Origin of the sequence: Ochrobactrum teleogrylli, assembly GCF_006376685.1 — a bacterium.
Taxonomy (GTDB): Bacteria; Pseudomonadota; Alphaproteobacteria; order Rhizobiales; family Rhizobiaceae; genus Brucella; species Brucella teleogrylli.
In genome coordinates this window covers 427,884-452,936 of the sequence record NZ_VEWL01000002.1, presented here as the reverse complement: position 1 = coordinate 452,936, position 25,053 = coordinate 427,884, and the positions used below count along the sequence as shown (strand labels likewise).

Genomic DNA, 25,053 nt, shown 5'->3' with positions numbered 1-25,053 from the left:
ATGCGTATCATAAAAGACCTTCAGGGCCGCGATGCGGCCCTGATTGTTGGCGTAACGCTGATCGTGGCGGTTCTGTCGCTTCTGCCGATGGGCCGACTGCTGGTGGAACTTGTTGCGCCGCAGGGGCAGTTTTCGACTTCCGTTCTGGTGGAGACACTGGGCAGCCAGTCGACATGGGTTGCAACCTGGCATTCCCTGCAAATCGGCATTGGCGGCGCGGTGCTGGCGCTTGCCTTTGGCATTGCTGCTGCCTTGCTGGTCGGTCTCACCAATATGCGCGGGCGCAATGTCTTCGTGCTTTTCTATGTGACGCCGCTTCTGATCGCGCCGCAGGTGACGGCGCTGGCCTGGCTGCAGCTTTTTGGGCCATCGAGCCAGTTTCTCAAACTCCTCGGCATGGCGCCGCCGCTTGGCAGCCGCAATCCGCTCTATTCCGTCTGGGGCATTATCTTTCTGCTCGGCGTGCAATATGGGCCGCTGGTTTTCCTCATCGTGCGGGCGGGTCTGCGCAAGCTACCGCGTGAACTGGTCGAGGCGGGCTTGAGTGCCGGTGCCGGCAAATGGACCGTGCTGCGCACCATCATATTGCCGCTGATGACGCCATCGATCATCGGCGCTGCCGCTCTGGCCTTTGTCTCCTGTGTCGGCAATTTCGGCATTCCGGCCTTTCTTGGCATTCCGTCGAATTATCTCGTCCTGCCGACGCTTATTTATCAACGCCTTGCCGGTGGCGGGCCATCGGTTCTGTCGAGCGTTGCTGTGCTGTCGGTGCTGATTGGGCTGATCGCCATGGCGGGCATCGCGGCGCAGGACTATGCGTCACGCAGGCGCGATTTCCGCATCGTCTCCACATCGCTGCCCGCAGCGCCCTTTGCGCTCGGACGCTGGCGACTTCTGGCGGAAGTGGCGGCATGGCTGATGATCGTCATCGTGCTGCTGCTGCCGCTGATCGGACTGACGCTTTCGGCGCTGGTCCCGGCCTATGGCGTACCGTTGACTTTTGCCACCGCGACATTTGAAAATTTCCGCTTTGTGCTCATGGAACATGGTGGGGCTGCGCGCGCCTTTGGCAACAGCATTCTGCTATCGCTGATCGCAGCACTCTTTGCGGTTCTGATCGCCGTACCGCTCGCTTATATGCTGGCATGGCGCAAACGGCGCTGGACGCCGGTGCTCAATTTCGCAGCCGAGCTTCCCTATGCGCTTCCGGGCGTCGTGCTGGCGATTGCCTGCCTGTTGATGTTCCTGAAGCCGCTGCCTGTGATCGGCGTCAGCCTCTACAATACCCTCTGGATCATCCTCTTTGCCTACCTCGCGCGCTTCTTCGTGCTGGCGCTGCGGCCAACGGTTGCCGGTCTGCACCAGATCGACCGTGCGATGGAGGAAGCGGCACGGGTTGCGGGCGCAGGGCTTTTCTATCGGCTGCGCACGATTATATTTCCTCTTGTCGCACCGGCGACGCTTGCAGGCGGGGTGCTCATCTTCATGACCGCGTTTTGCGAGCTGACGGTTTCGGCACTTCTCTGGGCGTCGGGGTCGGAAACGCTGGGTGTGGTGATGTTTTCTTTCGAACAGGCGGGTGATTCCGCCTATGCGGCTGCCATATCCATTCTGGCCGTTGCGGTGACATTCATGCTGATGCTTGCAACAAATCTGTTTGCGCGGCGTCTTCCAAACGGAGTCCTGCCATGGCGCGACTGAAGATCGACCAGGTATCCAAGACGTTCAACGGGTTTCAGGCCCTGTCCGGCGTGACGCTGGATGTGAATGACGGCGAGTTCGTTGCCATTCTCGGGCCTTCCGGCTGCGGCAAGACCACATTGCTGCGCATGATTGCGGGCTTCGAAGAAGTGGACGGCGGCGAAATCCATATTGGTGACAGCTGCGTTTCCCATGCGAGCGGCAATGTGCCTCCGGAAAAGCGACAGGTCGGCATCGTCTTCCAGAATTATGCGCTCTGGCCGCATATGACCGTGGCGGAAAATGTCGGTTACAGTCTGCGCGTGGCCAAGGTCGCCAAGGCCGAGCGTGAACGCCGGGTGAGGCAAGCACTGGCGCTGGTCGATCTCGACGGGTTCGGTGATCGCCGCCCCGCCAATCTTTCCGGCGGGCAACGCCAGCGCGTGGCGCTCGCCCGCTGTCTGGTGGCAGCACCGTCGCTGGTACTGTTCGATGAGCCGCTGGCCAATCTCGACGTGCATCTGCGCGCTTCGATGGAAGACGAGTTTGCCGCTTTCCATAAGCGCACCGGCACGACGATCATCTACATCACCCACGATCAGGCGGAAGCCATGGCGCTGGCCGACCGCATCGCGGTGCTGGATCACGGCAAGCTGCAGCAGTTCGATACGCCGCGAAAGCTCTATGAAGAACCCGCCAGTGAAATGGTGGCCTCCTTCATTGCGCATGGCATGGTTCTGCCTGCCGAAGTGCTATCTTTTGCGCAAGCGGGCCATTGCGAAGCGCTGGTGCTGGGCAGCCGCGCGCAGGTGCGGTGTTCAGGCATCGAAATGCCGCGCGCCAATGCGCAGCTTTGCGTGCGTGCGGCCGATCTGAAGCTTACCGAGACCGGCGGCATTCCGGTCCGCGTGAAGCGTTCTGTTTATCGCGGCGGCGGCTCGCGCCTTGAGGCCGAAGTCATCGCCAAGCCAGAGATTTCCTTGCATTTCGAAGTGCGTGATCCCGTCCGGCTGGAAGAGGGCGACGAGGTGCGCATCGCCATTTGCGGCGGCTGGATCATCCCCACCGAGGACATGCCGGTGAGAAAAGCCTCAACCGGCTTTCCGATCGGCAACAAGATCTGAAGACGCTGTTTTTGCGCATGTCTTGCGAACAGCTTCCCGCATTCGAACGATATACGTTAGAGCGCCGATCTGATTGAATCGGATCGGCGCTCTAACGTATTCTTTTTGAAGCATAATCTTGATCGCCCTCGTTTCACTCGGGTCGGATTATGCTCTAACTTGTGATATTTACGGTGTCGCTTTATAAGTTCAGCTAACATTTTGCTGGAGGAATGATGGCGGCGGGGCGTTTTTCCAATATTGATGGTTTGCGTGCGATCGCCGCGACTTCAGTTCTGTTTCATCATATATTTGGCGATATCGTTCGTCATGCAGCCGACAAGAACACCGCCTTTGTCGGGGCACTCGATTTGATTGTTTCGAGTTTCGATTTCGGCCGGTTCGGGGTGGTGCTGTTCTTTCTGATCAGCGGTTTCGTGGTGCCGTTCAGCATCAAGGGGGATCGACCAATCAGGCGCTTCGCCATTGGTCGCTTCTTCCGTCTTTATCCGGCGTTCTGGCTGTCGCTGCTTTGCATGTGCGCCTATCTGGCCTTTACCGGGGATGTGCCGGAACTGAAGGCCGTTTTGGCCAATCTCACCATGGCTGCCAATATGTTCGGCCAGTCCTGGCTTTCCGGTGTTTACTGGACCCTTTTCATCGAGCTGGCCTTTTACATCCTGATGGCGATGGCCTTCACGGTCGGCATGTTGCGCCAGCCCCTGATGATCTTCGCTGCCGGATTGCTATTGGCCGCTTCGACCGGGGTGCCGTTCGCGCTACGCTCGGTCGGCATCAATCTGCCCGTCATCTATATCGGGCTGCATCTGTCGTTTCTGTTTTGTGGTCTGCTTTTGCGCCTCGCCGTTGTCGAGAAAGCGCGACATGCCGTCTGGGCGGCGCTGGCGCTGGTGATCGTGCAGATGAGCATCATCGGTTCCATCGGCGATTTTTCGCTGGCCCGCAACGATATGTTCTTCATCGTCGGCAAGTTTCCGATCATTGTCGCCTATGTTGCGGCCTATGCGGTCTTTATGCTGTCCTTGTGGACCATGCGACCGAAAGCCGAAATTCTGGCCGCGACCGGCGAGATCAGCTATTCGATTTATCTGTTCCATGTGCCGGTATGCTGGACGATCTATTTGTTCCTGCCGCCGACCGGCACTGTGAGCGACCTGATAACCATGGCGCTGTGCGTGGTGGCATCTTTCGCGGTTTCCAGCCTGACCTATCGTTATGTCGAAAAGCCGATGATCGCGGTCGGGCGCCGGTTTACCGGCCAGCCCAAGCCTCAATTGCAGCAGGCGACGAATTGAGCGGCGTTGACGACCCTGCGTAACAGCCGCTCATCGTTTCCCGCTTATTTCTTCTTCATCGCTTCCAGTAGCGCTGCGCCAAAACCGCCGGTCGATGGCTGCTCCTGTTTGCGTTGCGGCGTGAAGTTCTTGGCAGGCCTTGGATCGCGTTGCGCGTTGTTGCGCGGGGCAGGCGCTTCGCCGCCATCCTTGCGCATGGAAAGGCCGATGCGCTTGCGCGGCACATCCACTTCCACCACGCGCACCTTCACCACATCGCCCGCTTTCACCACTTCATGCGGGTCCTTGATGAAACGGTCGGCCAGTTGCGAGACATGGACGAGGCCGTCCTGATGCACGCCGATATCCACGAAGGCACCGAAGGCGGCCACGTTTGTCACGGTGCCTTCCAGCATCATACCGGGCTTCAGGTCCTTGATATCGTCAATACCGTCGGCAAAGGTCGCGGTCTTGAACTCCGGTCGCGGATCGCGGCCCGGCTTGTCCAGCTCGGCAATGATATCGCGCACGGTCGGCAGGCCGAAACGTTCATCCACGAAAACACGAGGATCGAGGCTTTTCAGCGCCACGCTGTCGCCCATCAGCGAGCGCACATCGCGACCGCATGCGGCGACGATCTTCTTCGCCACCCCATAGGCTTCCGGGTGAACCGATGATGCGTCGAGCGGTTCGGTGCCGTTCGGAATGCGCAGGAAGCCCGCGCATTGCTCGAAAGTACGGTTGCCAAGGCGGGCGACTTTGAGCAGTTCCTTGCGGTTCTTGAACGCGCCTGCGGCATCGCGATGCGCCACAATGGCCTCCGCAATCGATGCGCCAAGTCCCGAAACGCGGGCAAGCAACGAGGCGGAAGCCGTATTGAGATCAACACCAACTGCATTCACCGCGTCTTCCACCACGGCGTCGAGCGCACGGGCGAGGCGTATCTGATCGACGTCATGCTGGTACTGGCCGACGCCGATGGATTTCGGTTCGATCTTGACGAGTTCCGCCAGCGGGTCTTGCAAGCGGCGCGCGATGGAAACCGCACCGCGCAGGGACACGTCCAACTGCGGGAATTCGGAGGCGGCAGCTTCAGACGCCGAATAGACCGATGCACCCGCTTCCGACACGATGACTTTCAGCGGTTTTGGAGCTGGCATGTCCGACAGCATGTCCACCACGAGACGTTCCGTCTCGCGGCTGCCGGTGCCATTGCCAATCGCGATCAGTTCGATCTTGTGTTTGCGGACAAGGCTTGCCAGTTCCGCCTGTGTGCCGCGCACATCATTCTTCGGCGGGAAGGGGTAGACCGTGGTGGTGTCGAGCAGCTTGCCCGTGCCATCGACCACTGCCACCTTGACGCCGGTGCGGATGCCCGGATCGAGACCCATGGTGGCGCGGGAGCCTGCGGGCGCGGCCAGCAACAGGTCTTTCAGATTGCGGGCGAAAACATTGATCGCTTCTTCTTCGGCGCGCTCGCGCAGGTCGCGCATCAGATCGAGAGACAGCGAGAGAGAAAGCTTCACGCGCCATGCCCAGCCTGCCACTTCCATCAGCCAGCGGTCGCCCGGAAGCGTGCCGCCAATCGCATAGGCGGCGGCGATCTTGCGCTCGACCGGTTTCACGGCTGAGGTGTCGTCGGCATCGATTTCAATGTCGAGCGACAGGAAATCCTCGTTGCGTCCGCGCAGCATGGCGAGCGCACGGTGACCCGCAACGGTGGCCCAGCGTTCGAAATGATCGAAATAATCGGAGAACTTCGCACCCGCCTCCTGCTTGCCGTCCACGACACGCGAGCGCAAAACAGCGCGATCCTTGAGATAGTTGCGCAGATTGCCGATCAGCTCGGCATTTTCCGCAAAACCTTCGGCGATGATATCGCGTGCGCCATCGAGCGCGGCTTTCACATCAGCAACGTCGCCGCTGACATAGGACGCGGCAATGTCGGCGGGCACAAGGCTGCGGTCTGCGAGGATCGCCTCGGCCAGAGGGCCAAGCCCGCGCTCACGGGCGATTTCCGCACGGGTGCGCCGCTTCGGCTTATAGGGCAGATAAAGATCTTCCAACTCAGCCTTGGTCTGGACATTGGCTATCTTCAATTCCAGTTCCGGCGTCAGCTTTTCCTGACCGCGGATCGATTCCAGAATGGAGGCGCGGCGCGCTTCCAGTTCACGCAGATAAGCGAGGCGTTCAGAAAGTTGACGCAGTTGCGTGTCGTCCAGCCCGCCGGTGACTTCCTTGCGGTAGCGCGCCACGAAGGGCACGGTTGCGCCTTCGTCCAGAAGGCCGATGGCGGCCATTGCCTGTTCCGGCTTTGCGTTGATTTCCGCCGCGATAATCGCGGCAATGCGCCTGCTGTCGTCCGCCATATGCTTCCCAATTCTGCACTATCCAGTTGAAGCATAGTCGGATGCCACTCTGGCGCAATCAAGGCATAGCGATGTTCCACAGGAAAGGGAAATCCTCAGATATTCAAATGATATATTGAGTATAAGTTATTGTTGACATTATATTGCCATGTTAATGATGTTTTAAATGCATTTTATGTTTAATTTATATTATGGTGATATTTTGTTAAAAATAGTTGTAATTTCAACAATTGTAATTTTATCTTCTGTTGCTTGGAGCGGAGCGTCTGCTTTGGCTTTTGATAATGTTAAAACAAGCGACGAAAACATTTATCTGGAAGACATACACGGACCCGCAGCGTTGAAATGGGTTGCAGCCAAGAACGAAGCGACGCTTCAGAGGCTCAGGACGGATCCACGATATGCGGAATTCGACGACTTGTCGAAGGCGTCTGCTGCGAATGCAACACACATTGCTTATCCCGCGTTCGGCAAGACGGGAGAACTGCGCAATTTCTGGATGGATGACGTTAATCTGCGTGGACTATGGCGGGCGACCAATCGAGACGATTATTTCAAGGGAAAATATACCTGGCGTACCATACTCGATATCGATGCTTTGGCTGCCAAGGAAGGGCGAAATTGGATCTTCGCCGGGGCAATGTGCCACCCCTTGCATGAGGACCGGTGTTTGCTGTCCTTTTCCGACGGTGGCAAAGATGCGGTGGCGGTTCGCGAGTTCGACAGGGCAACCGGCAAATTTCTACCCTCCGGTTTCACTCTGCCTGAAGCCAAGCAGATAGTCAGTTGGGGGAAGGACCTGAACACGATCTATGTATCCCGGGAATGGGATCAGGGTGATGTGACCGAATCCGGCTACGCTTACATAACGAAGGTTTTGCAGCGCGGGCAGTCACTAGGGGAGGCGCGGGAGATTTTCCGCGGCGAAAAGACGGATATTTCAGCTTATGCCGGAATGATTTGGGGCGACACCGATGTCCCTGTCATGCAAATGAATACCCGCCAATTGAGCGGAGAGGAAATGCTGACTGAGTTTGTTTATAAAGGCAAAAAGGTCGTGTTTCCCCTGCCCACAAGCTCGCATTTCCTCGATCTTTTCGAAGGACAGCTTATTTATCGTTTGAAGGAGGACTGGAAGAGCGCCAGCGGCACGACTTATGCGGCCGACAGCATTATATCGTTCGATCTGGCAGGGAATATCGATCACCCGGAAAAAATAGAGCCGGTGAAAGTATTCGTGCCGTCGGGACATCAGGCAATCGGTAACGTGTCGAACACCGAAAATCGCCTGCTCATTGAAGTTCTCTCGGATGTTGCGGGGCAACTCTATTCTCTTCAATTCGAAAAAGGCGTGTGGCATTCACAACAGTTCCAACTGCCGAAGAATGCATCGGTCGCTTTATTAAGTGCGGATACGGAATCCGACGAACTATTCCTGACGGTTGAAGGTTTCCTCGAGCCGACAGCGCTTTATTGGGCTGATGCGGCTTCGATGGACGTAAAGCTTCTGCAGACGGAGCATGCCGAATTCGATGCCAGCGATATGCAGGTGACCCAAAACTGGGTGTCATCGAAAGACGGCACAAAGATTCCCTATTTCATGGTGTCCAAAAAGGGCATTCCTCTCGATGGCTCCAATCCCACGCTGATTACAGCCTATGGGGGGTTCGAAATTTCATTGACGCCTCAGTACCTCGGAATCGTCGGCAAGATGTGGCTCGAAAAGGGTGGGGTTTATGTTCTGCCCAATATTCGCGGTGGCGGCGAGTTTGGCGCCAAATGGCATCGCGCAGGGCTGAAAACCAATAGGCAACGCGTCTATGACGACGTTCAGGCCGTGGCTGAAGATCTGATTGCACGCAAGATCACCTCACCGCGACGGCTCGGTGTTTCTGGCGGCTCGAATGGCGGTCTTATGGCGGGTGTGCAATTGGTCCAGCGACCGGAGCTTTGGAATGCTGTCATCGTATCGGTGCCATTGCTCGACATGGTGCGTTATAACGTACTGTCGGCAGGGGCATCGTGGATGAGTGAATATGGCGATCCGGCAGACCCGGTCGAAGGGGCGTTTCTGCGCTCCATTTCGCCTTATCACAACCTGAAACCCGGAACGCACTACCCCGAGCCGTTCTTTATAACATCGCAGGCCGACGACCGCGTTCATCCGGGGCATGCGCGAAAGATGGCGGCAAGGATGGACGCTATGGGTATACCCAATCTGTTCTTCGAGAGCGATGAAGGCGGCCACAGCGCCGTGAAAACGTCGTGGGAGAATACGGATTCTAATATTTTGCAGTGGGTCTATTTGATGCAGAAGCTTATGGACTGACCGGAATTGGTCGCTATTCCGAAACCCGCCCTTGAGGCGGGTTTCTGTTGTTCACGCGCATGTGAACGCTGCGCCTCTTTTTAAATCGAAACTAAGCGATATCTATATCGTGAAATGACGATATGCATCGGATCAGCGAGGTGATTGCAATGTCGGAAGTTCAATCGATAAAGCAGCAGAAAGCCTTGCCAGTACCCCTTGATGAGGTGCTGAAAGCGCTTAGCCACCCCGTGCGTCTCGACATTTTGAGCTGGCTCAAGGAGCCGGAGAAACACTTCTCCGCTCAGCACATGCCATTGGAGATGGGCGTGTGCGCGGGCCAGTTCGAGCGGTGCGGTCTTTCCCAATCCACCGTTTCAGCCCACTTGTCCGTGCTGACAAAAGCGGGGCTGATCACGCCCCATCGTGTCGGCCAGTGGACGTTCTACAAGCGCGACGAAGAGGCGATAGCCGCCTTCATCGCAACCCTATCCGATCTTTGACCAACTTTTCCAACTTGCCCACCTTTTCCAACTTGAAGGAAATGCCCATGGCCACCTTGTTCGATCCTGTCACCGTTGGTGATCTGAAGCTTGCCAATCGCGTTGTGATGGCGCCGCTGACGCGCAATCGCTCGCCGCGCGCCGTGCCGAACGATCTCAACGTCACCTATTACGAGCAGCGCGCCAGCGCTGGCCTCATCATCACCGAGGCAACGCCGATCAGCCATCAGGGACAGGGCTATGCCGATGTTCCGGGCCTTTATTCGGCCGAGCAGCTGGCCGGCTGGAAGCGCGTAACCGATGCCGTTCACACAGCCGGCGGCAAGATCGTCGTGCAGATGTGGCATGTGGGCCGTATTTCCCACAACACCTTGCAGCCGAATGGCGGCAAGCCGGTTGCGCCGTCCGCGATCACCGCCAAGTCGAAGACCTATCTGGTCCATCCCGATGGCACGGGCGAATTCGCACCGACCTCCGAGCCGCGCGCGCTGGAAAAAAGCGAGATTGCAGACATCGTCGCCACCTATGCCAAGGCTGCGAAGGACGCGATTGACGTTGCCGGTTTCGACGGTGTCGAAATTCATGCGGCCAATGGCTACTTGATCGACCAGTTCCTGCGTTCTGGCAGCAATCACCGCACCGACGAATATGGCGGCTCGATTGAAAACCGCGCGCGCTTCCTGTTCGAAGTGGTCGATGCAATCACCAAGACGGTGGATGCAGGCAAGGTCGGTATCCGCCTTTCGCCGGTTACGCCCGCCAATGACGCATCGGATTCCGATCCGCAGCCGTTGTTTGACTATGTGGTCGACAAGCTTGCGCCTTACGGTCTTGCCTATGTTCATGTCATCGAAGGCGCAACCGGTGGTCCGCGTGACTTCCAGCAGGGCCCGCAGCCGTTCGATTATGCGCGTATGAAGCAGGTCTATCGTGACGCTGGCGGCGATGCCGCCTGGATGGTCAATAATGGCTACGACCGTGAACTGGCGGAGGAAGAAATCACCAGCGGTCGCGCCGATTTGGTTGCTTTCGGCAAGCCGTTCATTTCCAATCCGGATCTCGTGCGGCGTCTGAAGGAAAATGCGCCGCTCAACGAGCTGGATCAGCAGCATATGTATGGTGGTGGCGCCAAGGGCTATACGGATTATCCGGCTCTCGCCTAATCCTGAGAACGAAAAAGCCCGGTCGCGAGACCGGGCTTTTTCTTTGCACATGCGTGAATAGTTAGAGCCGCGCCCGCGTTGAACGCGGTGTGGCAAGCAATAAGTTTGTTTCGCTGGCCTTGATGCCGGGCACGAGACGGATACGGCGCAGCACCGCATCGAAATCGGCGAGGGTCGCGGCGCCCAGTTCGACCACCAGATCAAAACGACCATTGGTCGTGTGGACGGCGGAAATCTCCGAGAAACCGCCAAGCGCCTTGACCACACGGTCGGCGACATGACCTTCGATTTCGATCATCATGATGCCGCGCACCGGCAGGTCCACGGCGTCCGAGCGCAGAATGACCGTATAGCCCAGAATATCGCCGGAGCGTTCCAGCCGTTCCATGCGCGCGCGGATCGTTGCGCGGGAAACGCCAAGATCGATCGCAATGTCGGAAATGCTGCGGCGGCCATTATGGCGCAAAAGCGTAATGAGCTTTTCATCCAGATCGTCCATAGTTTCTCCATTTTGAAAAGCCAATCCGACATTCTGATAAACCAAACCGATAAAATTGCCAATCCGGTTGGTTCACATCGCCAAATAAAAATGATGAATCTTATGACAATAATCAGAAGGAACCTTGTTTTATGCATTGCAAGATTTTGGGACTACCCGTTCAGGAAGGAACTGGCCGCGCAGGCTGCAATATGGGTCCCGATTCCTACCGTGCCGCAGGCATTGCCGATGCCATACGCGAGCTTGGTCACGGTTTTACGGATCTCGGCAATCTGGTTCCAAGCCCGGCTCAGATCAAGCAAGCGTCGCGCGAACATCCAAACCATGCGATCAAGGCGCTGCCAAGCGCTGTTGCCTGGATTGAAGCAATCAGCGAAGCCGCTTTCCGTGAGAGCGAAGAGGGCTTCCCGATTTTCCTTGGCGGCGATCATCTTCTGGCTGCCGGAACGGTTCCGGGCATTGCGCGCCGCGCCGTCGCAAAGGGCCGCAAGCAGTTCGTGCTCTGGCTCGATGCGCATACGGATTTCCACACGCTGGAAACGACAACCAGCGGCAATCTGCATGGAACGCCGGTTGCCTATTACACCGGCCAGAAAGGCTTTGACGGCTTTTTCCCGAAGCTTGAAGCCGCCATCGATCCGCACAATGTCTGCATGATGGGTATTCGAAGCGTCGATCCGGCGGAACGTCTGGCTATCCAGAAGACCAAGGTTTCGGTTTTCGACATGCGCATGATTGACGAGCATGGCGTTGCCGCGCTGCTGCGCCGTTTCCTCGACCGTGTGAAAGCGGAAGACGGCCTGCTGCATGTCAGCCTTGACGTTGACTTCCTTGATCCGTCGGTGGCGCCAGCTGTCGGCACCACGGTGCCGGGCGGTGCGACTTTCCGCGAGGCCCATCTCATCATGGAAATGCTGCATGACAGCGGTCTCGTCACGAGCCTCGATCTGGTTGAATTGAACCCGTTCCTGGATGAGCGCGGCCGCACGGCTACCGTCATGGTGGACCTGATGGCCAGCCTTCTGGGCCGCAGCGTCATGGATCGTCCGACGATCAGCTATTAAGGCGCGTCTTGCCGAATGACGCTCCGATCATTGTATCAATGCGCAATACGCTCCGAAGGCCGTGTCAGCCTTTCGGAGCGTGTTTAAGGAGAATATGAATGACCCAGCCGAACCTCAACATCGTCCCCTTCGTCAGTGTCGACAACATGATGAAGCTGGTGCTTTCCATCGGCGTCGAGACCTTTCTGAAGGAACTGGCCGCATATGTGGAAGAGGATTTCCGCCGCTGGGAAAATTTCGACAAGACGCCGCGTGTCGCGTCCCACTCCCGCGAAGGCGTGATCGAGTTGATGCCGACGAGCGATGGCACGCTTTATGGCTTCAAATATGTCAACGGCCATCCGAAGAACACACGTGAAGGTCTTCAGACTGTCACGGCTTTCGGCGTTCTGGCCGATGTGGGCAGCGGCTACCCGATGCTCCTGACTGAGATGACGATCCTGACGGCGCTGCGCACGGCTGCCACGTCAGCGGTTGCCGCCAAATATCTGGCGCCAAAGAATGCCCGCACGATGGCGATCATCGGCAATGGCGCACAGAGCGAATTTCAGGCCATAGCATTCAAGGCGCTGCTCGGCGTGGACAAGCTTCGCCTTTACGACCTCGACCCGGAAGCGACCGCAAAATGCATGCGCAATCTTGCCCATGCAGGTTTCGACATTGTCGCCTGCAATTCGGTGGAAGAAGTGGTCGAGGGCGCCGATATCATCACGACGGTCACGGCGGACAAGGCCAATGCCACCATCCTGACCGACAATACGGTCGGCGCTGGCGTGCATATCAATGCGGTGGGCGGCGATTGCCCGGGCAAGACCGAATTGCACGGCGATATTCTCCGCCGCTCCGACATTTTCGTCGAATATCCGCCGCAGACCCGCATCGAAGGTGAAATCCAGCAGCTCCCGGCAGACTATCCGGTCAACGAGTTGTGGGAAGTCATCACCGGCAAGGCGCAGGGCCGCAAGGATGCGCGCCAGATCACGCTGTTTGATTCCGTCGGCTTTGCCACGGAAGATTTTTCGGCTTTGCGTTATGTGCGCGACAAGCTGAAGGATACGGGCCTGTATGAGCAGCTCGACCTTCTTGCCGACCCGGATGAGCCGCGCGATCTGTTCGGCATGCTGCTGCGTCACGAAAAGCAGCTGGAAGCCGAAAAGTCGAAGCCTGCCGCCTGATCAGGCTGATCAATCAGAGCGGACGGCGCGCATGACGCGGGGCGGCGATACGCCCCGCTTGCGTTGCAATGGCCATCTCAAAACTGTCGGCAATGCGCCGCGCTCGATCAATGAAAATGATCGCCGCTTCCGCAGGATAAATCTCGCGTGCGGTTTGCTCGAACAAGGCAAGCCAGCGGTCGAAATGCTCGCCCTTCAGGTTGAGCTTCAGATGCGGCGCCATGGGTCGCCCGTCATAACCGCCCGTCTTCAAGATCACCGACGACCAGAATTGCGCAATCTGCGCGATATGGTGATCCCAGTCATGCACGGCTTCCGCAAAGATTGGCCCGAGCAGCTCGTCCGCCCGCGCGCGTCCATAAAATGTCGCCACCAGTTCCTGAATGGATGCGGGGTCAATCGAGGGATGCGGCTGGTTGATGAGCAGGGTCATGGCGAGGCTTTCCGGGTTGTTCCAGCCGGATATAGGCGCTCGTCACCTGCTAATCCAGCGCAGCTTTGCCGCATACCGGCGCTATTCCTCGAAGCGGCCATCAGTTTCGCGGTCGCGCTCATAACGCTTTTTCAGCGGAAATGGCGGCAACCAGCTTTCGCGGCGGATCGTCCACAATTCGTAGGTCGGCACCAGCTGGTCGGGAGCATCGAGCGAACCCAGATGCACCTCGATTTCATCATCGGAACGGGAAAAGACCGAGGAACCGCAGCGCGGACAAAAATGACGCCCGGCATAATCGCGCGTTTCGCCATCGATCGTGACCGCATCCTGCGGGAACATTGCTGATGCCAGAAAAAGCGCCCCATGATGTTTGCGGCAGTCGAGACAGTGGCAAAGGCCGACCCGATAGGGACGCCCCGAGGCGACAAGCCGGACATCGCCACACAGACAGCCACCGGTAAATTGTTCCATGGTTTTCCTCCTCAATTCAACCGGATCATGCTTTTCAGAAGAAATATATGAAGCGGTCAACCAGTAATTCAACCGGCACGGCGCGGGTCTAAATAGGCTTTTCGTGACTCGCTCCGCATGGGCCCGTGATCATCTTTCAGAGCGGCGAATGCCGCAAGGCGGCGGGTGTCTTGATATTGATATGTAACGGTTTTTTTGGCTTTTCCAGAGTGAAATGTCAGCTATGGTGAATCTGGAGGGCATTGGGATTTATCAAATGAAATCAATGTGTTATTTGCTGTTAAATCATTTCCTCTAATTTTTGTTTATCTTTTATGATGTTTTGAAATTCTCTACTGGGAATTTAAGTATTGCCCATCAAAATAAATTCGTTTTTTAATGTCGCGGGGGCTTTATGCAATGAACTGAGGGGTTTCGATGCATTTAGGTATTCGCAGGGTTTCGGCCACCCTGCTGCTTTCCACGACGGCACTGTTCACGGTGGGGGCCGTGCTTTTGCCATCTGGAAATGCGCAGGCCGCATGTTCGTTTTCACCAACGGCCGGTGATGACGTTTTCATCTGCGACAGCGGTACATCCGCATCCGGTCTGACCGATACGAGCGGCAACAACACGCTCCTTCTGCCCACAGGCGGCAGCGGTACGGTCAATGGCAATGTGACCTTCGGTGCCGGAACGGACCGCGTCGAGTTACATTCGGGATCGATTGCGGGAAGCATCGATCAGGGCGATGGCGCGGATGCATTTATTATTTCTGGCGGCTCGGTTGTCGGTAATGTGCAACAGGGCGGCGGCATCGACGATTTTCAGATGACAGGCGGCCAGATTATCTCGCTCAATCAGGGCGACGGGCTCGACACGTTTTTCATGTCCGATGGCCGCATTATCGATGCTTTCGACGATGGCGATTATGCTGTGATGACTGGCGGGCGCATCGGCCGCGTCAACATGAAGCTCGACAACAATTATTTCAACATGTCCGGCGGCACCATTGATCGCAATCTGGTGACCGGTTTCGGCAATGATACGATCATCATCTCCAGCGGCATGATTGGCGGTAGTATCAGTGTCAGCGGTGGCACCGACAGCGTGACCATTACCGGTGGTACGGTTGCCGGTGACATCATGCTGAGCTTCGGCACCGACACGTTCAGCTGGAACGGCGGCGGCATTCTGTATGGAAATGTCGATCTCGGCGCGGATGACGACGTAGCCACGCTGACCAATCTGACCGACGCCAATATGGGGTCGACAAAGTTCATCACCGGTGGCGAAGGCACCGATAGTCTGAGCTTCAGCAATGTCAAAACCGGCGCGGTTTATCGCTTCGGCGGATGGGAAACCATCAATCTCACCAACGATACACGTCTGGTTTTCAATGCTCCGCTGACGCTTGGCGATGCGGGAACCGGAAAGGGCACACTCAACATCGATGCGACCAGCACCATTTATGGTGGTTCGGCCCAGTCGGTTATCAAGCCCTATGCCGCAATGCAGCTGACCAATGTGTTTAATGCAGGCCGCATCGACCTGACCAATGGCGGCTCCAGCACGACCGATAGCCTGACCATTCGCGGCAACTATACCGGGCAAAATGGCCTGCTGTTCCTCGACACGGTGCTTGCGGGTGATGCGTCGCCTTCGGACAAGCTGGTGATCGATGGCGGTTCGGCTTCCGGCAATACCGGCATTGTCGTGGAAAATATCGGTGGCGCAGGTGCTTCGACAGTGTCGAATGGCATCATGGTCGTTGAGACGCTGAATGGCGCAACCACCACTGCGGGCGCCTTCACCTTGAATGGCCGTGTCGCGGCTGGCGCCTATGAATATTATCTGTTCAAGGGTGGTGTTTCTGCCGGAACGACAGAAAACTGGTATCTGCGCTCAACGCTGGTGAACGGTAGCCAACCGGCTGCCGTGGGGTCGGACGCGCCGGAACCAGAGGCTCCGGAAACGGTGGCCGCTCCGCCGCCATTGGATCAGCCGGCTGCGGTGCTGCCAGTCGATCCGAACGATCCCGACCCGCAGGACAATTCTGCGCCGGTCGCCGGAAACTCCGCCGCGCCCACTGCGCCTCCGGCTCCCCAGGCCGCAGATGTTGCCGACCCGCCAGACAATTCCGTTGATGGTTTGATGCAGCCTCCACTGCCCGGCAACGGCGTCGCGCCGCCGTCAGCAGGGGCGACGCGCGTGGAAGGCGATGTCGTCAATCTCTATCGTGAAGAAGTGCCGGTCTATTCGGCTCTGCCGCCCGTCGCGCATCATCTGGCGCTGTCTACGCTCGGCACATTCCATGAGCGCCGGGGCGAGCAGGACCTGCTCGAGAGCGGTGGCTATCTGCCGTCGAGCTGGGTGCGCGTGTTCGGTCAGGACATCGACATGAAGTGGAGGGGCACCGTGGCTCCGGGGGTCGATGGCAGTCTTCTCGGTATTCAGGCCGGGCAGGACCTGTTCGGACGTGAATCCGACGGCGGCCATTTCGACCGTTTCGGCGTCTTCTTCGGTTATGCGCGCGCCTCGGGCGATATTACCGGGCAGGCGCTCGGCTTGAACGATCTTGCCGTCGGCGACCTTGACGTTACCGGCACCAGTTTCGGCGGCTATTGGACCCATATCGGCCCGCAAGGCTGGTATCTCGATGCGGTGGTGATGGGAACATGGTTTGATGGCAGCGCGAGCTCCAACGCGCAACAGGGCATAGACCTTGAGGGCCACGGCGTGACGGCCTCGCTGGAAGGCGGCTATCCGTTGGCACTCGGCGGCAACTGGACGCTGGAACCGCAGGCGCAACTGATCTGGCAGCATCTCTCGCTGGATGATCAGGCTGACCGTTATTCCACGGTGACGTTCGATTCCGACAATGCGTGGACGGGCCGTATCGGCATGCGGTTGCAGGGCGCGGAAGAAACCTCGTTCGGCAAGCTGCGCCCCTATCTGAAGGCCAATCTCTGGCAGAATTTCTCATCGGACCAGACAGTGTCCTTCGGCACCGATCCGATTGTCACCAATCTGAAAGGAACGTCGCTGGAAGTCGGCGGCGGGATAACGGTCGATATCACGGAAAAGGCCAGCCTTTTTGCAACTGCCGACTACACAACCAATCTCGGAGGAGAGCGAACGCGGATCTGGGAAGGCAATATCGGACTGAATGTAAAATGGTGATTCCAGAGCACATTCCGAAAAGTGTGAAACGGTTTTCGGAGCAGATGTGCGTCTAATGTGGCGGCTGACGGCGTCGCCATTGCATTTTGAAGGAGAGGGAAAACGTCAATGGGCAGACGGGCTTATGACAAACTTGCGAAGATTTGTGCATCTCTGAAGACCTCTGAACAAGAATTGGCTTACGCGCTCGGCATATCGCGCATCGCGCTCAAGGCAATCAATCGTCCAGATACCCCCCTTTATCTGCGTCTGGCGCTTGCTGCACTCCTGTCGGAAATTGACCCGGATAAGGTGCTGAATGCGACGCATTCGCCTCCTGCAATGGAAGTGCCAGTGCATCTTCTGTAACCCCGATAGAAAGTCTCAAGTCATCCCCCAGGGCTGAGGATAGTATCGTGACTAAGTTTTACGTCCTGCTTTTTCTGATAGGTCTTGTGAGTTACCCGCAACTGGCCGCTGCGGCCTGTTCGGGTGCTGCCAGCGCTGCCGATCTGGCAGCGCAAAGGCAACTATCCGCCCTGCGCGCCATGGAGCGCGGGCGCGGCTGCAAGGGTGATGGCGGCGGGGGCTTGTTCAATGCCTGCCGCGATCTGTCGGTGCGCATTGCGGAAGTGCAGCGGCAGATTTCCGCCGGGCTGGCCGCAAGGTCATGTTCCGAACCATCGGCCACGACACAACGCAGCGCGCGACTGGATCGGCCAAAGGTGACACCGGCGGCTGTCACGTCGAATGCGACCGAGAAACCCAAATCCTGGGCCGGCAAAGGCGCACTGACCTATTGCGTGCGCCTTTCGGACGGTTATCTGTTCCCGGCGCCGCACTCTCAATTCGACAAAACGGAAAGCACAACGGAAACGCTGGCTCAATGCCGCTTCATCTGCCAGAACGAGAGCGTCGATCTCTATGTTCTCAATGATGTGAATGGCGAAACGGCGGATATGATTTCCGCGACCAGCGGCAAGTCCTATGCGGAACTGCCGACGGCCTATAATTATCACGAGAGCAGCGATTTCAAAAAATGCGACTGGGCGGGTTATGTCGCCAAGGTCAGCGAACTGCGCGCCAGCAGTCGGTCGGCGAGAGCCATGCGCAATGTCGTGATGCCGATGCCGGACAGCCGGCCGAGCCGCAATGCCGATATGGTCGATACGGTTGCGACGGCAACCTTTGCGCCGCTGACGGACCGAAAGGTGCGGGTGGTCGGCCCGGCCTTCATCTTCGATCAGGGCATAGCACCGGAAACTGTCCAGCAGTAGCTGCGAGCAGGACCGGCGCTGGTCCAGTCCAGAAAATCGCCCCGTGGATAACGACAAGATATGGCGCGGGGGCGCTTTTCTCCATTGGTTGTTTTTCACCCCCCTATGTCCTAAGAGGTGCGCGACAAGGGGGCTGAAGTGAAGTGCTATTTGATAAATCTGGAGCGGAGCCAGGACCGTCTGGCATATATGGCATCCCAGTTTAATCGCACGGGTCTAGAATTCGAACGTGTCGAGGCTGTCAATGGTCGGGCCATGCCCGAACAGGAGCTGGCTTCATTCAATGCGTTCAGCAAAAACTGGCCCGATCCGCTTTCGCCAGCGGAAATTGGCTGTTTTCTGTCTCACCGCAAGTGTCTAGAAATTATAGCGACCGGTATCGATGCTTACGCGGTCATTTTTGAAGATGATATCAAGCTGAGCAGCGGGGCTGCGCAGTTATTGCCTTCAGACAAATGGATACCGAAAGACGCGGATATTATCAAAATCGATGCCTACGGGCATGAGGTCTTGATATCCCGTTCGGTTGCAAGCGAAGGACCCTATGCGGTGGCGCGGCTTCGCTCCAGACATTTGCTGACGGGAGGCTACGTCGTGTCTCGCGACGCTGCGCGCAAACTTCTGCCGCTTATGCAGAAAGCGCCTGCTCCCATCGATCATTTCCTGTTCGACCCCAATGATGGTCCTTTCGACGAATTGAATATCTACCAGATCACGCCAGCCATTTGCCGACAGGCAGGATTGGAAAGCACGATCGGCAAGAACCGACGTGAGCAAAAGCGGCCGGCGCTTTTTCGACTGGTCATACGGGAATTGAAAAGGTTCGGGACGCGCACAATGCGCAATTCCCTCGGCTTATGGGTGAACTTCACCAAAACCGGACGTTGGGGCCCCATTCCCTATGACCACGATATCCGATAGCCAGTGAGCGGGCCTTCAGGCCCATCAATATTTAGCGGGCCACTTGTCATCGGATGAGTCGGCATCACAACGGCAGCTCTAAAGCCGTGCGAAAGGCTGCGAGCGCAACTACCTACGATGATGTTGGTGTTGTTGGACACTAGATACTGCAGTAACGGGAATAGGCGGGAAATAATGGGATTTCGTGGGAAAAGCCCGGAAATGCGGGGTTCTTGTGCAATCGACCCGGCAAAGACGGAATAACAGTTTTGTCACCTGAAGTCCTGGGCAAGCGAGCGGCAACCGCGTTTGACGGTCAGACGCTGCGGCTTTCTAAAAGCGCCTTTAAAAGTCGCCGATAAGTCTTCAACAAATCTTTAAACCATTGAAAATGCTTGTCTGCGTGGATCATTAACAGACGAACGCGGGCGTTGATGTGCCGCTTGTGACCGGCGCAAAAGCAAAAAAGATTCCCGCCATGTGGCGGAAATCTTATCCCAAAGTCGAAAACTCAATGAAAACAATTGCATACTGGATCAGCGCGGCCTAATAGATTTCCGCCTGAACTATCGGTGAATGCTCCCCCCCGGCACTCGCACCAGAAAGGTCGTTTGGCAGCGGGGGTAGAGCTATGCGCGAATGAACCGACATTCAATTCAGCGATTAATCATCCACTTATCACTCATTTAGTAGAGCCTAAATCAACAGCGGGTTCTCGCAGGGACGGACTATCATTAAGCCAAGCGTTTGCCGGTGCCTGGATTGGCAACTGCATCGGCCAGCCGCTTGCGGAGCCGAATGCGGATTACCGGTATTGCGGCTTCAAGTTCGGCTTCGTCGTCGGGATCATCCGCCAAACGCAACAATTCGTTATAGAGGCGGGTAGCTTCCCTGAATTCGTCAGCTGGTCTCAGCTTGATATTCAAGGCTGTGTGCTCTTCGTGGGTCAGAACGACGAGGTTGTTAAGCACAGATTCGTTGATTTGGAGCGGCTTGATGTGGTCAGCCTTTAAATATTCATCAGTACGATCCGAGCGTTGCTGGCCCATGCCAGTCAAAACCCAGCCAGGATTATAACCCAACGCCAAAAACTTGAGCAGGGTTTCCCCATTGGGAATGTTTTCGCCCCGCTCCATGCCCTGCCATGAGCGAATGGAAACACCGAGCTTTTCGGCTGCTTCCTTTTGCGAAAGCCCGAGCTTCTCCCGAACCTCCAGCACCCTTTTCCCAATGTCGCTGCCGTCAGACAAAGCTGCTCCTTCGTCTGTAGCAAAGTTTTGCTTGCAACTGGCAAACTTTTGCTACATACCTACATTATCAGCCTGATTAGTCAGACTGGAATTGCACAAACAAAGACCAACAAAAAGCGGATGCGCCAACATCCGCTCCCTGAAGGAGACGCAAATGACAAGCCCTGTTGAGTGGGATCGTCATTCTATCCTTGGTGCACTGCGCAGATCGAACAAGACTCTCGCAGGCATTGCTGAGGACTATGGATTGCCTGCCTCCTGTGTCAAGAACATCTGGACCCGTCCACACGAAGGAATGGAACGGGCCATTGCAGATGTACTCGGCAAGCCGGTCGAGGTCGTCTTTCGCGACCGCTACCCCAAGCGACGCAATAAAATCCACATCTCAAACCATCCCAAACCATCGCGCAGCAAGCCTGTCGTTACCCCGCAGCAGGATGCCGCGTGATGGTGTGGCGCGGTGTCTGCCAGGATACTCTAGCCATTGATTTCGGTCACCACAAACCGTGTGTCCGACAGGACGGATATTGCCCCCGCAGGGTCCGTCCCGGCTGTTATCCGTATGCTGGCACCGCGCCACGGCCCAAACAATCTCCCACAATAACGAGGCGCACAATGCCGAAACGCGATGACAAAATCGACGTGGGAAACTGCTTCACGTTTCCCAATAGACGCATGAGTTTGATTGCTTCTCTCGCACCGCTGACGTGGATCACGCTTGCGGCCACAGCTGCGGTGATCATTTCCTTTACTCGATATTTCGCGGGGTGAGCGATGTTCAACCCCTATTCAGAACAGGAACGCTTACAGGTCATGCTGGCCTGTTGTTATGCTGGAGTGCAGACGGGCTTTCGTCATCTTGCGCTCCGCGACATCATCGACCCGCCGCATCAGTGGTTTGATGCAATGCTCGCTCGTCAGATCGCCATTCATATCATGGCGACCGACTTCGGCGTGCCAAAGAGGCGGATAGTTGCCATGCAACAGCGCCAGCGCACCTCGATTTCTTTCGCCATTCGCGCAGTCGATTGCCGCATCGAAAATCCGACATTCGAGGCTGCCTATCGTCGCATGGCGTCGCGCGCAGTCAACCTTTTCGAGAAACAATTGGAAAAGGCAGCAGCATAATGGCCGAGTTCAAGCGTATAGCCATTGTTGATATCGTGGTCGGCGACCGGCTTCGCCAAGTCGAAGAAGACCATGCCCAGGCGATTGCTTTATCCATCGCGGAGCATGGGCTTTTAAATCCCATCACGGTTCGTTTCACGCCGAATGCCAAGGGCGGGAAGTACACCCTTATTGCTGGTGCGCATCGCCTCCGCGCGGTTGTCATCAACGGCGACGAGGAAATTGATGTTCTGGTGGTTGAGGCTGATAAGACCGAAGCCGCCCTTCAGGAAGTCACGGAAAATCTTTTCCGCAATGAACTGTCGGTGATTGATCGGGCGATTTTTGTCCAAAAATACCGCGAGCTGTGGGAGGAGAAGCACGGCGAGATCAAGGGTGGGCGACCAAAACAGGATCAACTTGACCCTATTATTTCGGGTGGTTTTTCAGCCCATGTCGCTGACCGGATGGGGGTTTCAGTCCCGTCGATAAAGCGTCTCAATCTGATCGCGCAGAATATCCATCCCGATCTTCGGGCAGCCATTCGCGGCACCGATATCGCAGATAATCAATCCGAGCTTTTGAAACTCGCCAAGCTCGATCCAGCGATGCAACGCCGGACAGCTATCGCCTTTCGCGAGGAAGGCGATCTGAAGCGCGCCCTTTCTCTGATCGGCGATACGCTGCCGCCATCTGCGGTCAACAAGCAGGAAAAGATTTTCTCCGACATGGTTGACCTTTGGAGCCGCGCCAACACCGAAACAAAAGCGCGCTTCCAGCAGCATATTGGCTTGGCTACACCCGAGGAGGATGCAGCATGACAAAGCTTCAGTCTGAACAATTTGACTTGTTCCGCGAGCCGCTGTTTCCGGTTCGCTCGCCTGTATCGCAAATTGATCTGCCGCGTTTTCGCTCCAAACTACGGCGGGCTATGTCGGAGGCAATTCGACAGTGCCCTTACGAGCGCGCCGTCATTGCAGCCAGTATGGCGCAATATCTCGGCATTCCCAACCTGACGAAAGCGGCACTGGATGCCTACACCGCTGAGAGCCGCACGTCTCACGATATCAGTCTGGTGCGCTTCAAGGCATTTGTCCGGGCAACCGGCGCAGTCTGGCTGTGGGATTTTGTTGTTGCCGAAGATGGCTTGACGCTACTGGAAGGGGATGAAGCTCGCCTCGCAGAGATTGCCAAGCTTCAGCAAGATCAGCGGGAAATCAAGGCGAAGCTCAAATCGCTCCAGTCGAAGCCCGTCAATCTCAAGACGCGGGGGCGGCCATGAAAGAGTGGTTCACCATCGCGGAACTCGCAACGGTCGGCCTGCCCGATTTGCCGACTTCCGAAAAGGGGTTGGACAAGGTGTTTCGCCGCAAGCGTCAGGCCAACCCCGAATTGGCGCGTCGCGAGAACGGCAAGACAAAGCCGACATGGGAATACCATATCTCGCTTCTGCCCAAATCCGCACAGACACGCCTTATCGTGGTTCATGATGCACCGGCGAATGACGATCGCGACCTTCATACCGCCAAGAAGGCAGCTTTATGGGCACGTTATGAGGGGCTTTCAATGGAGCATAAAGCTCGTTGTGAACGCCGCCTCGAAGCTCTGCGCTTTGCTGACGAATTGATCAGCTTAAGCGGGTTGAAAGTGAACGTTGCCATGGAACTGGCGCGCAGTCGGTTCAACGTTGGTATCCGTTCGCTCTATAGTTGGTGGTCGCTTGTCGAGGGATGTGATCGATCGGATTGGCTCGCCGCGCTTGCACCATCGTTCGCCAGCAATGCACAACGATCGGAATGCCATGATGAAGCATGGGACTTTCTGACATCTGATTATCTGCGGCCAGAACGTCCGAGCTTCTCGGCTTGTTATCGCCGGATGGTAAAGGTCGCGGCCAAGCGGAATTGGTCGCCGGTGCCTTCTGAGCGCGCCTTGCGCCGTCGCCTCGATGCGGAAGTGACGGATGCCGTGCAGACACTTGCCCGCGAAGGCAAGGAGAAAGCCAAGACCCTCTATCCGGCGCAGCGCCGCACCCGCACGCACTTGCATGCCATGCAGATGGTGAACATGGATGGCCACAAGATCGACGTGTTTGTCAAAGTGCCATGGTCGGAAACGCCTGTGCGCATGTACATGCTAGTCATCCAGGACCTCTATTCCGGCAAGATTGTCGCTTGGCGATTGTCTGACGCTGAAACGTGGGAAGCCGTTCGCCTCGTCATTGGTGACATGGTGGAAACCTATGGCATTCCCGATGATATCTATCTCGACAATGGGCGGGCCTTCGCTTCGAAATGGATATCGGGTGGCAGCGTTACACGCTTTCGCTTCAAGGTGAAGGAAGAAGACCCGCGCGGTCTGCTGACGACACTCGGCGTCAATATGCATTGGACCACACCATACTCCGGTCAGTCCAAGCCGATTGAACGTGCCTTCCGCGATCTGGCGGATATGATCGCCAAGCACCCATTCTGCGCAGGCGCCTACACCGGCAACCGGCCCGACGCCAAACCGGAAAACTACGCATCCCGCGCCGTGCCGCTGGAAGATTTCCGTATGCATGTTGCCGCGCAGATCGCGGACCACAACGCACAGGCAGGGAGACGCGCCGTAAACTGCGCAGGCCGCAGCTTTGATGAGACTTTCCTTGCCAGCATGGAAACGGCAATCGTGCGCTGGCCTACCGCCGCACAGAAGTCCCTTTGGCTGCTCGCTTCAGAAGTATTGCGTACCAAGAAGGGCAGCGGCGAGGTGCACTTCCAGGGCAACCGTTACTGGAGCTTGGAACTCAACCAGTGGGCCGGACAAAAGGTGACGATCCGCTTCGATCCCGACAATCTGCATACGTCAATCAAGGTCTACGACATGAAGAATGTCCTGATCTGCGATGCGCCTTGCATTGCCGATGCTGGCTTCAACGACCTTGATGCAGCTCGCACACACAGCCGCGCCCGCCGCGACTATCAGAAAAGCTTGCAGGCAGCTGCCGACGCCAAGCGCAAGCTGTCAGCTCAGCAGTTGGGCGAGTTGATTTACCAGGGCGAGAAGACAGCGAAGGCACCGGAAATGGTGCGCCCGAAAGTTACACGCATCGCGCACGGCAACCTCGCGATGAAGGAAGAAACGGCAGTCGATGCCATCAGCCAACAGAAATTCGAGGACGGCTTTGCCCGTGCGATGCGCAAGCTCGCTGGCGAGGAGCCTTCCGTGATCCAGTTCCCACAAGGGAAGCATGAGCCGGTAAGTAGTGAGTACGGTTCCAAAAAAAAGGGCGGGAGTGATCCCGCCCGATAATCAGCCCGATAGGGCCCA

At 56.9% G+C, this 25,053-nt stretch carries 22 protein-coding genes; 17 read left to right on the top strand and 5 right to left on the bottom strand.

What is annotated here, in order from left to right; all coding sequences use genetic code 11:
- The 3 genes from FIC94_RS06325 to FIC94_RS06315 all read left to right on the top strand — a co-directional run bounded on the left by FIC94_RS06325 (position 1) and on the right by FIC94_RS06315 (position 4,099).
- Positions 1-1,701 (top strand): ABC transporter permease, encoded by a 1,701-nt coding sequence (locus tag FIC94_RS06325; RefSeq protein WP_140024312.1) that lies wholly within the window; start codon positions 1-3, stop codon positions 1,699-1,701.
- On the top strand, positions 1,689-2,804 hold the full coding sequence (locus FIC94_RS06320; protein ID WP_140024311.1) for an ABC transporter ATP-binding protein: 1,116 nt from the start codon (positions 1,689-1,691) through the stop codon (positions 2,802-2,804). Before FIC94_RS06325 ends, FIC94_RS06320 begins: the two co-directional genes overlap by 13 nt.
- Before the next feature lie 212 nt (positions 2,805-3,016).
- On the top strand, positions 3,017-4,099 hold the full coding sequence (locus FIC94_RS06315; RefSeq protein ID WP_140024310.1) for an acyltransferase family protein: 1,083 nt from the start codon (positions 3,017-3,019) through the stop codon (positions 4,097-4,099).
- A 44-nt stretch (positions 4,100-4,143) separates the two neighbouring features.
- Here the strand turns inward: FIC94_RS06315 and FIC94_RS06310 are convergent, their stop codons facing one another.
- Complete coding sequence (locus FIC94_RS06310; protein WP_140024309.1) at positions 4,144-6,447, bottom strand: Tex family protein; 2,304 nt, start codon at positions 6,445-6,447, stop codon at positions 4,144-4,146.
- Between the two features lie 166 nt (positions 6,448-6,613).
- Here FIC94_RS06310 and FIC94_RS06305 point away from each other — a divergent pair, with 166 nt between their 5' ends.
- The 3 genes from FIC94_RS06305 to FIC94_RS06295 all read left to right on the top strand — a co-directional run bounded on the left by FIC94_RS06305 (position 6,614) and on the right by FIC94_RS06295 (position 10,421).
- Positions 6,614-8,776: a prolyl oligopeptidase family serine peptidase gene (locus FIC94_RS06305; protein ID WP_140024308.1), complete on the top strand. Its 2,163-nt coding sequence runs from the start codon at positions 6,614-6,616 to the stop codon at positions 8,774-8,776.
- A gap of 149 nt (positions 8,777-8,925) precedes the next feature.
- Positions 8,926-9,258 carry an ArsR/SmtB family transcription factor gene (locus tag FIC94_RS06300; RefSeq protein ID WP_140024307.1) on the top strand — a complete coding sequence of 111 codons (333 nt, stop codon included), beginning with the start codon at positions 8,926-8,928 and terminating at the stop codon, positions 9,256-9,258.
- Positions 9,259-9,305: 47 nt separating this feature from the next.
- The gene (locus FIC94_RS06295) at positions 9,306-10,421 is read left to right on the top strand and encodes an alkene reductase (RefSeq protein ID WP_140024306.1); all 1,116 of its coding nucleotides are present in this window, start codon (positions 9,306-9,308) and stop codon (positions 10,419-10,421) included.
- A 61-nt stretch (positions 10,422-10,482) separates the two neighbouring features.
- Here the strand turns inward: FIC94_RS06295 and FIC94_RS06290 are convergent, their stop codons facing one another.
- Positions 10,483-10,920 carry an Lrp/AsnC family transcriptional regulator gene (locus FIC94_RS06290; protein ID WP_109369554.1) on the bottom strand — a complete coding sequence of 146 codons (438 nt, stop codon included), beginning with the start codon at positions 10,918-10,920 and terminating at the stop codon, positions 10,483-10,485.
- A 131-nt stretch (positions 10,921-11,051) separates the two neighbouring features.
- Here FIC94_RS06290 and rocF point away from each other — a divergent pair, with 131 nt between their 5' ends.
- Entirely contained in the window at positions 11,052-11,984 is a 933-nt protein-coding gene (gene rocF, locus FIC94_RS06285) for an arginase (RefSeq protein ID WP_109369553.1), read from the top strand.
- 98 nt (positions 11,985-12,082) lie between these two features.
- A complete protein-coding gene (gene ocd, locus FIC94_RS06280; RefSeq protein ID WP_140024305.1) occupies positions 12,083-13,159 on the top strand; it encodes an ornithine cyclodeaminase in 1,077 nt (358 codons plus the stop codon).
- 13 nt (positions 13,160-13,172) lie between these two features.
- Here ocd and FIC94_RS06275 read toward each other — a convergent pair whose 3' ends face one another.
- Together FIC94_RS06275 and FIC94_RS06270 are read right to left on the bottom strand one after the other, a co-directional pair.
- Positions 13,173-13,592 (bottom strand): group III truncated hemoglobin, encoded by a 420-nt coding sequence (locus FIC94_RS06275; protein WP_140024304.1) that lies wholly within the window; start codon positions 13,590-13,592, stop codon positions 13,173-13,175.
- A gap of 81 nt (positions 13,593-13,673) precedes the next feature.
- On the bottom strand, positions 13,674-14,066 hold the full coding sequence (locus tag FIC94_RS06270; protein WP_140024303.1) for a GFA family protein: 393 nt from the start codon (positions 14,064-14,066) through the stop codon (positions 13,674-13,676).
- A 417-nt stretch (positions 14,067-14,483) separates the two neighbouring features.
- Here FIC94_RS06270 and FIC94_RS06265 point away from each other — a divergent pair, with 417 nt between their 5' ends.
- The 4 genes from FIC94_RS06265 (at position 14,484) to FIC94_RS06250 (ending at position 19,405) form a co-directional block, all read left to right on the top strand.
- On the top strand, positions 14,484-17,228 hold the full coding sequence (locus tag FIC94_RS06265) for an autotransporter outer membrane beta-barrel domain-containing protein (RefSeq protein ID WP_140024302.1): 2,745 nt from the start codon (positions 14,484-14,486) through the stop codon (positions 17,226-17,228).
- Between the two features lie 108 nt (positions 17,229-17,336).
- Positions 17,337-17,576, top strand: coding sequence for a hypothetical protein (locus FIC94_RS06260; RefSeq protein WP_109369549.1), 240 nt, complete (start codon positions 17,337-17,339; stop codon positions 17,574-17,576).
- Between the two features lie 47 nt (positions 17,577-17,623).
- Complete coding sequence (locus tag FIC94_RS06255) at positions 17,624-18,484, top strand: DUF2865 domain-containing protein (RefSeq protein WP_235858888.1); 861 nt, start codon at positions 17,624-17,626, stop codon at positions 18,482-18,484.
- A 138-nt stretch (positions 18,485-18,622) separates the two neighbouring features.
- A complete protein-coding gene (locus FIC94_RS06250; protein WP_140024301.1) occupies positions 18,623-19,405 on the top strand; it encodes a glycosyltransferase family 25 protein in 783 nt (260 codons plus the stop codon).
- Positions 19,406-20,118: 713 nt separating this feature from the next.
- On the opposite strand, the gene FIC94_RS06245 is transcribed toward FIC94_RS06250, so the two are convergent.
- Complete coding sequence (locus FIC94_RS06245) at positions 20,119-20,634, bottom strand: helix-turn-helix domain-containing protein (protein WP_140024300.1); 516 nt, start codon at positions 20,632-20,634, stop codon at positions 20,119-20,121.
- A 154-nt stretch (positions 20,635-20,788) separates the two neighbouring features.
- Here FIC94_RS06245 and FIC94_RS06240 point away from each other — a divergent pair, with 154 nt between their 5' ends.
- From FIC94_RS06240 to FIC94_RS06220, 5 genes are all read left to right on the top strand, one after another.
- Positions 20,789-21,082, top strand: a complete 294-nt coding sequence (locus tag FIC94_RS06240; RefSeq protein WP_140024299.1) for a helix-turn-helix domain-containing protein — start codon at positions 20,789-20,791, stop codon at positions 21,080-21,082.
- Positions 21,083-21,408: 326 nt separating this feature from the next.
- Positions 21,409-21,762 (top strand): hypothetical protein, encoded by a 354-nt coding sequence (locus FIC94_RS06235; protein WP_140024298.1) that lies wholly within the window; start codon positions 21,409-21,411, stop codon positions 21,760-21,762.
- Positions 21,762-22,562 carry a ParB/RepB/Spo0J family partition protein gene (locus tag FIC94_RS06230; RefSeq protein WP_140024297.1) on the top strand — a complete coding sequence of 267 codons (801 nt, stop codon included), beginning with the start codon at positions 21,762-21,764 and terminating at the stop codon, positions 22,560-22,562. Before FIC94_RS06235 ends, FIC94_RS06230 begins: the two co-directional genes overlap by 1 nt.
- Positions 22,559-23,023: a hypothetical protein gene (locus FIC94_RS06225; protein ID WP_140024296.1), complete on the top strand. Its 465-nt coding sequence runs from the start codon at positions 22,559-22,561 to the stop codon at positions 23,021-23,023. The genes FIC94_RS06230 and FIC94_RS06225 overlap by 4 nt, the downstream gene beginning before the upstream one ends.
- Entirely contained in the window at positions 23,020-25,035 is a 2,016-nt protein-coding gene (locus tag FIC94_RS06220; RefSeq protein WP_140024295.1) for a transposase domain-containing protein, read from the top strand. Before FIC94_RS06225 ends, FIC94_RS06220 begins: the two co-directional genes overlap by 4 nt.
- Positions 25,036-25,053: the final 18 nt, after the last annotated feature.

Coding starts and splice junctions, on each gene's coding strand:
- FIC94_RS06315 (WP_140024310.1), top strand. CDS start 3,017: ATGATGGCGGCGGGGCGTTTTTCCAATATTGATGGTTTGCGTGCGATC.
- FIC94_RS06305 (WP_140024308.1), top strand. CDS start 6,614: ATGCATTTTATGTTTAATTTATATTATGGTGATATTTTGTTAAAAATA.
- FIC94_RS06260 (WP_109369549.1), top strand. CDS start 17,337: ATGGGCAGACGGGCTTATGACAAACTTGCGAAGATTTGTGCATCTCTG.
- FIC94_RS06290 (WP_109369554.1), bottom strand. CDS start 10,920: ATGGACGATCTGGATGAAAAGCTCATTACGCTTTTGCGCCATAATGGC.
- FIC94_RS06310 (WP_140024309.1), bottom strand. CDS start 6,447: ATGGCGGACGACAGCAGGCGCATTGCCGCGATTATCGCGGCGGAAATC.
- FIC94_RS06300 (WP_140024307.1), top strand. CDS start 8,926: ATGTCGGAAGTTCAATCGATAAAGCAGCAGAAAGCCTTGCCAGTACCC.
- FIC94_RS06265 (WP_140024302.1), top strand. CDS start 14,484: ATGCATTTAGGTATTCGCAGGGTTTCGGCCACCCTGCTGCTTTCCACG.
- FIC94_RS06295 (WP_140024306.1), top strand. CDS start 9,306: ATGGCCACCTTGTTCGATCCTGTCACCGTTGGTGATCTGAAGCTTGCC.
- FIC94_RS06235 (WP_140024298.1), top strand. CDS start 21,409: ATGTTCAACCCCTATTCAGAACAGGAACGCTTACAGGTCATGCTGGCC.
- FIC94_RS06230 (WP_140024297.1), top strand. CDS start 21,762: ATGGCCGAGTTCAAGCGTATAGCCATTGTTGATATCGTGGTCGGCGAC.
- ocd (WP_140024305.1), top strand. CDS start 12,083: ATGACCCAGCCGAACCTCAACATCGTCCCCTTCGTCAGTGTCGACAAC.
- FIC94_RS06225 (WP_140024296.1), top strand. CDS start 22,559: ATGACAAAGCTTCAGTCTGAACAATTTGACTTGTTCCGCGAGCCGCTG.
- FIC94_RS06275 (WP_140024304.1), bottom strand. CDS start 13,592: ATGACCCTGCTCATCAACCAGCCGCATCCCTCGATTGACCCCGCATCC.
- rocF (WP_109369553.1), top strand. CDS start 11,052: ATGCATTGCAAGATTTTGGGACTACCCGTTCAGGAAGGAACTGGCCGC.
- FIC94_RS06270 (WP_140024303.1), bottom strand. CDS start 14,066: ATGGAACAATTTACCGGTGGCTGTCTGTGTGGCGATGTCCGGCTTGTC.
- FIC94_RS06220 (WP_140024295.1), top strand. CDS start 23,020: ATGAAAGAGTGGTTCACCATCGCGGAACTCGCAACGGTCGGCCTGCCC.
- FIC94_RS06240 (WP_140024299.1), top strand. CDS start 20,789: ATGACAAGCCCTGTTGAGTGGGATCGTCATTCTATCCTTGGTGCACTG.
- FIC94_RS06320 (WP_140024311.1), top strand. CDS start 1,689: ATGGCGCGACTGAAGATCGACCAGGTATCCAAGACGTTCAACGGGTTT.
- FIC94_RS06325 (WP_140024312.1), top strand. CDS start 1: ATGCGTATCATAAAAGACCTTCAGGGCCGCGATGCGGCCCTGATTGTT.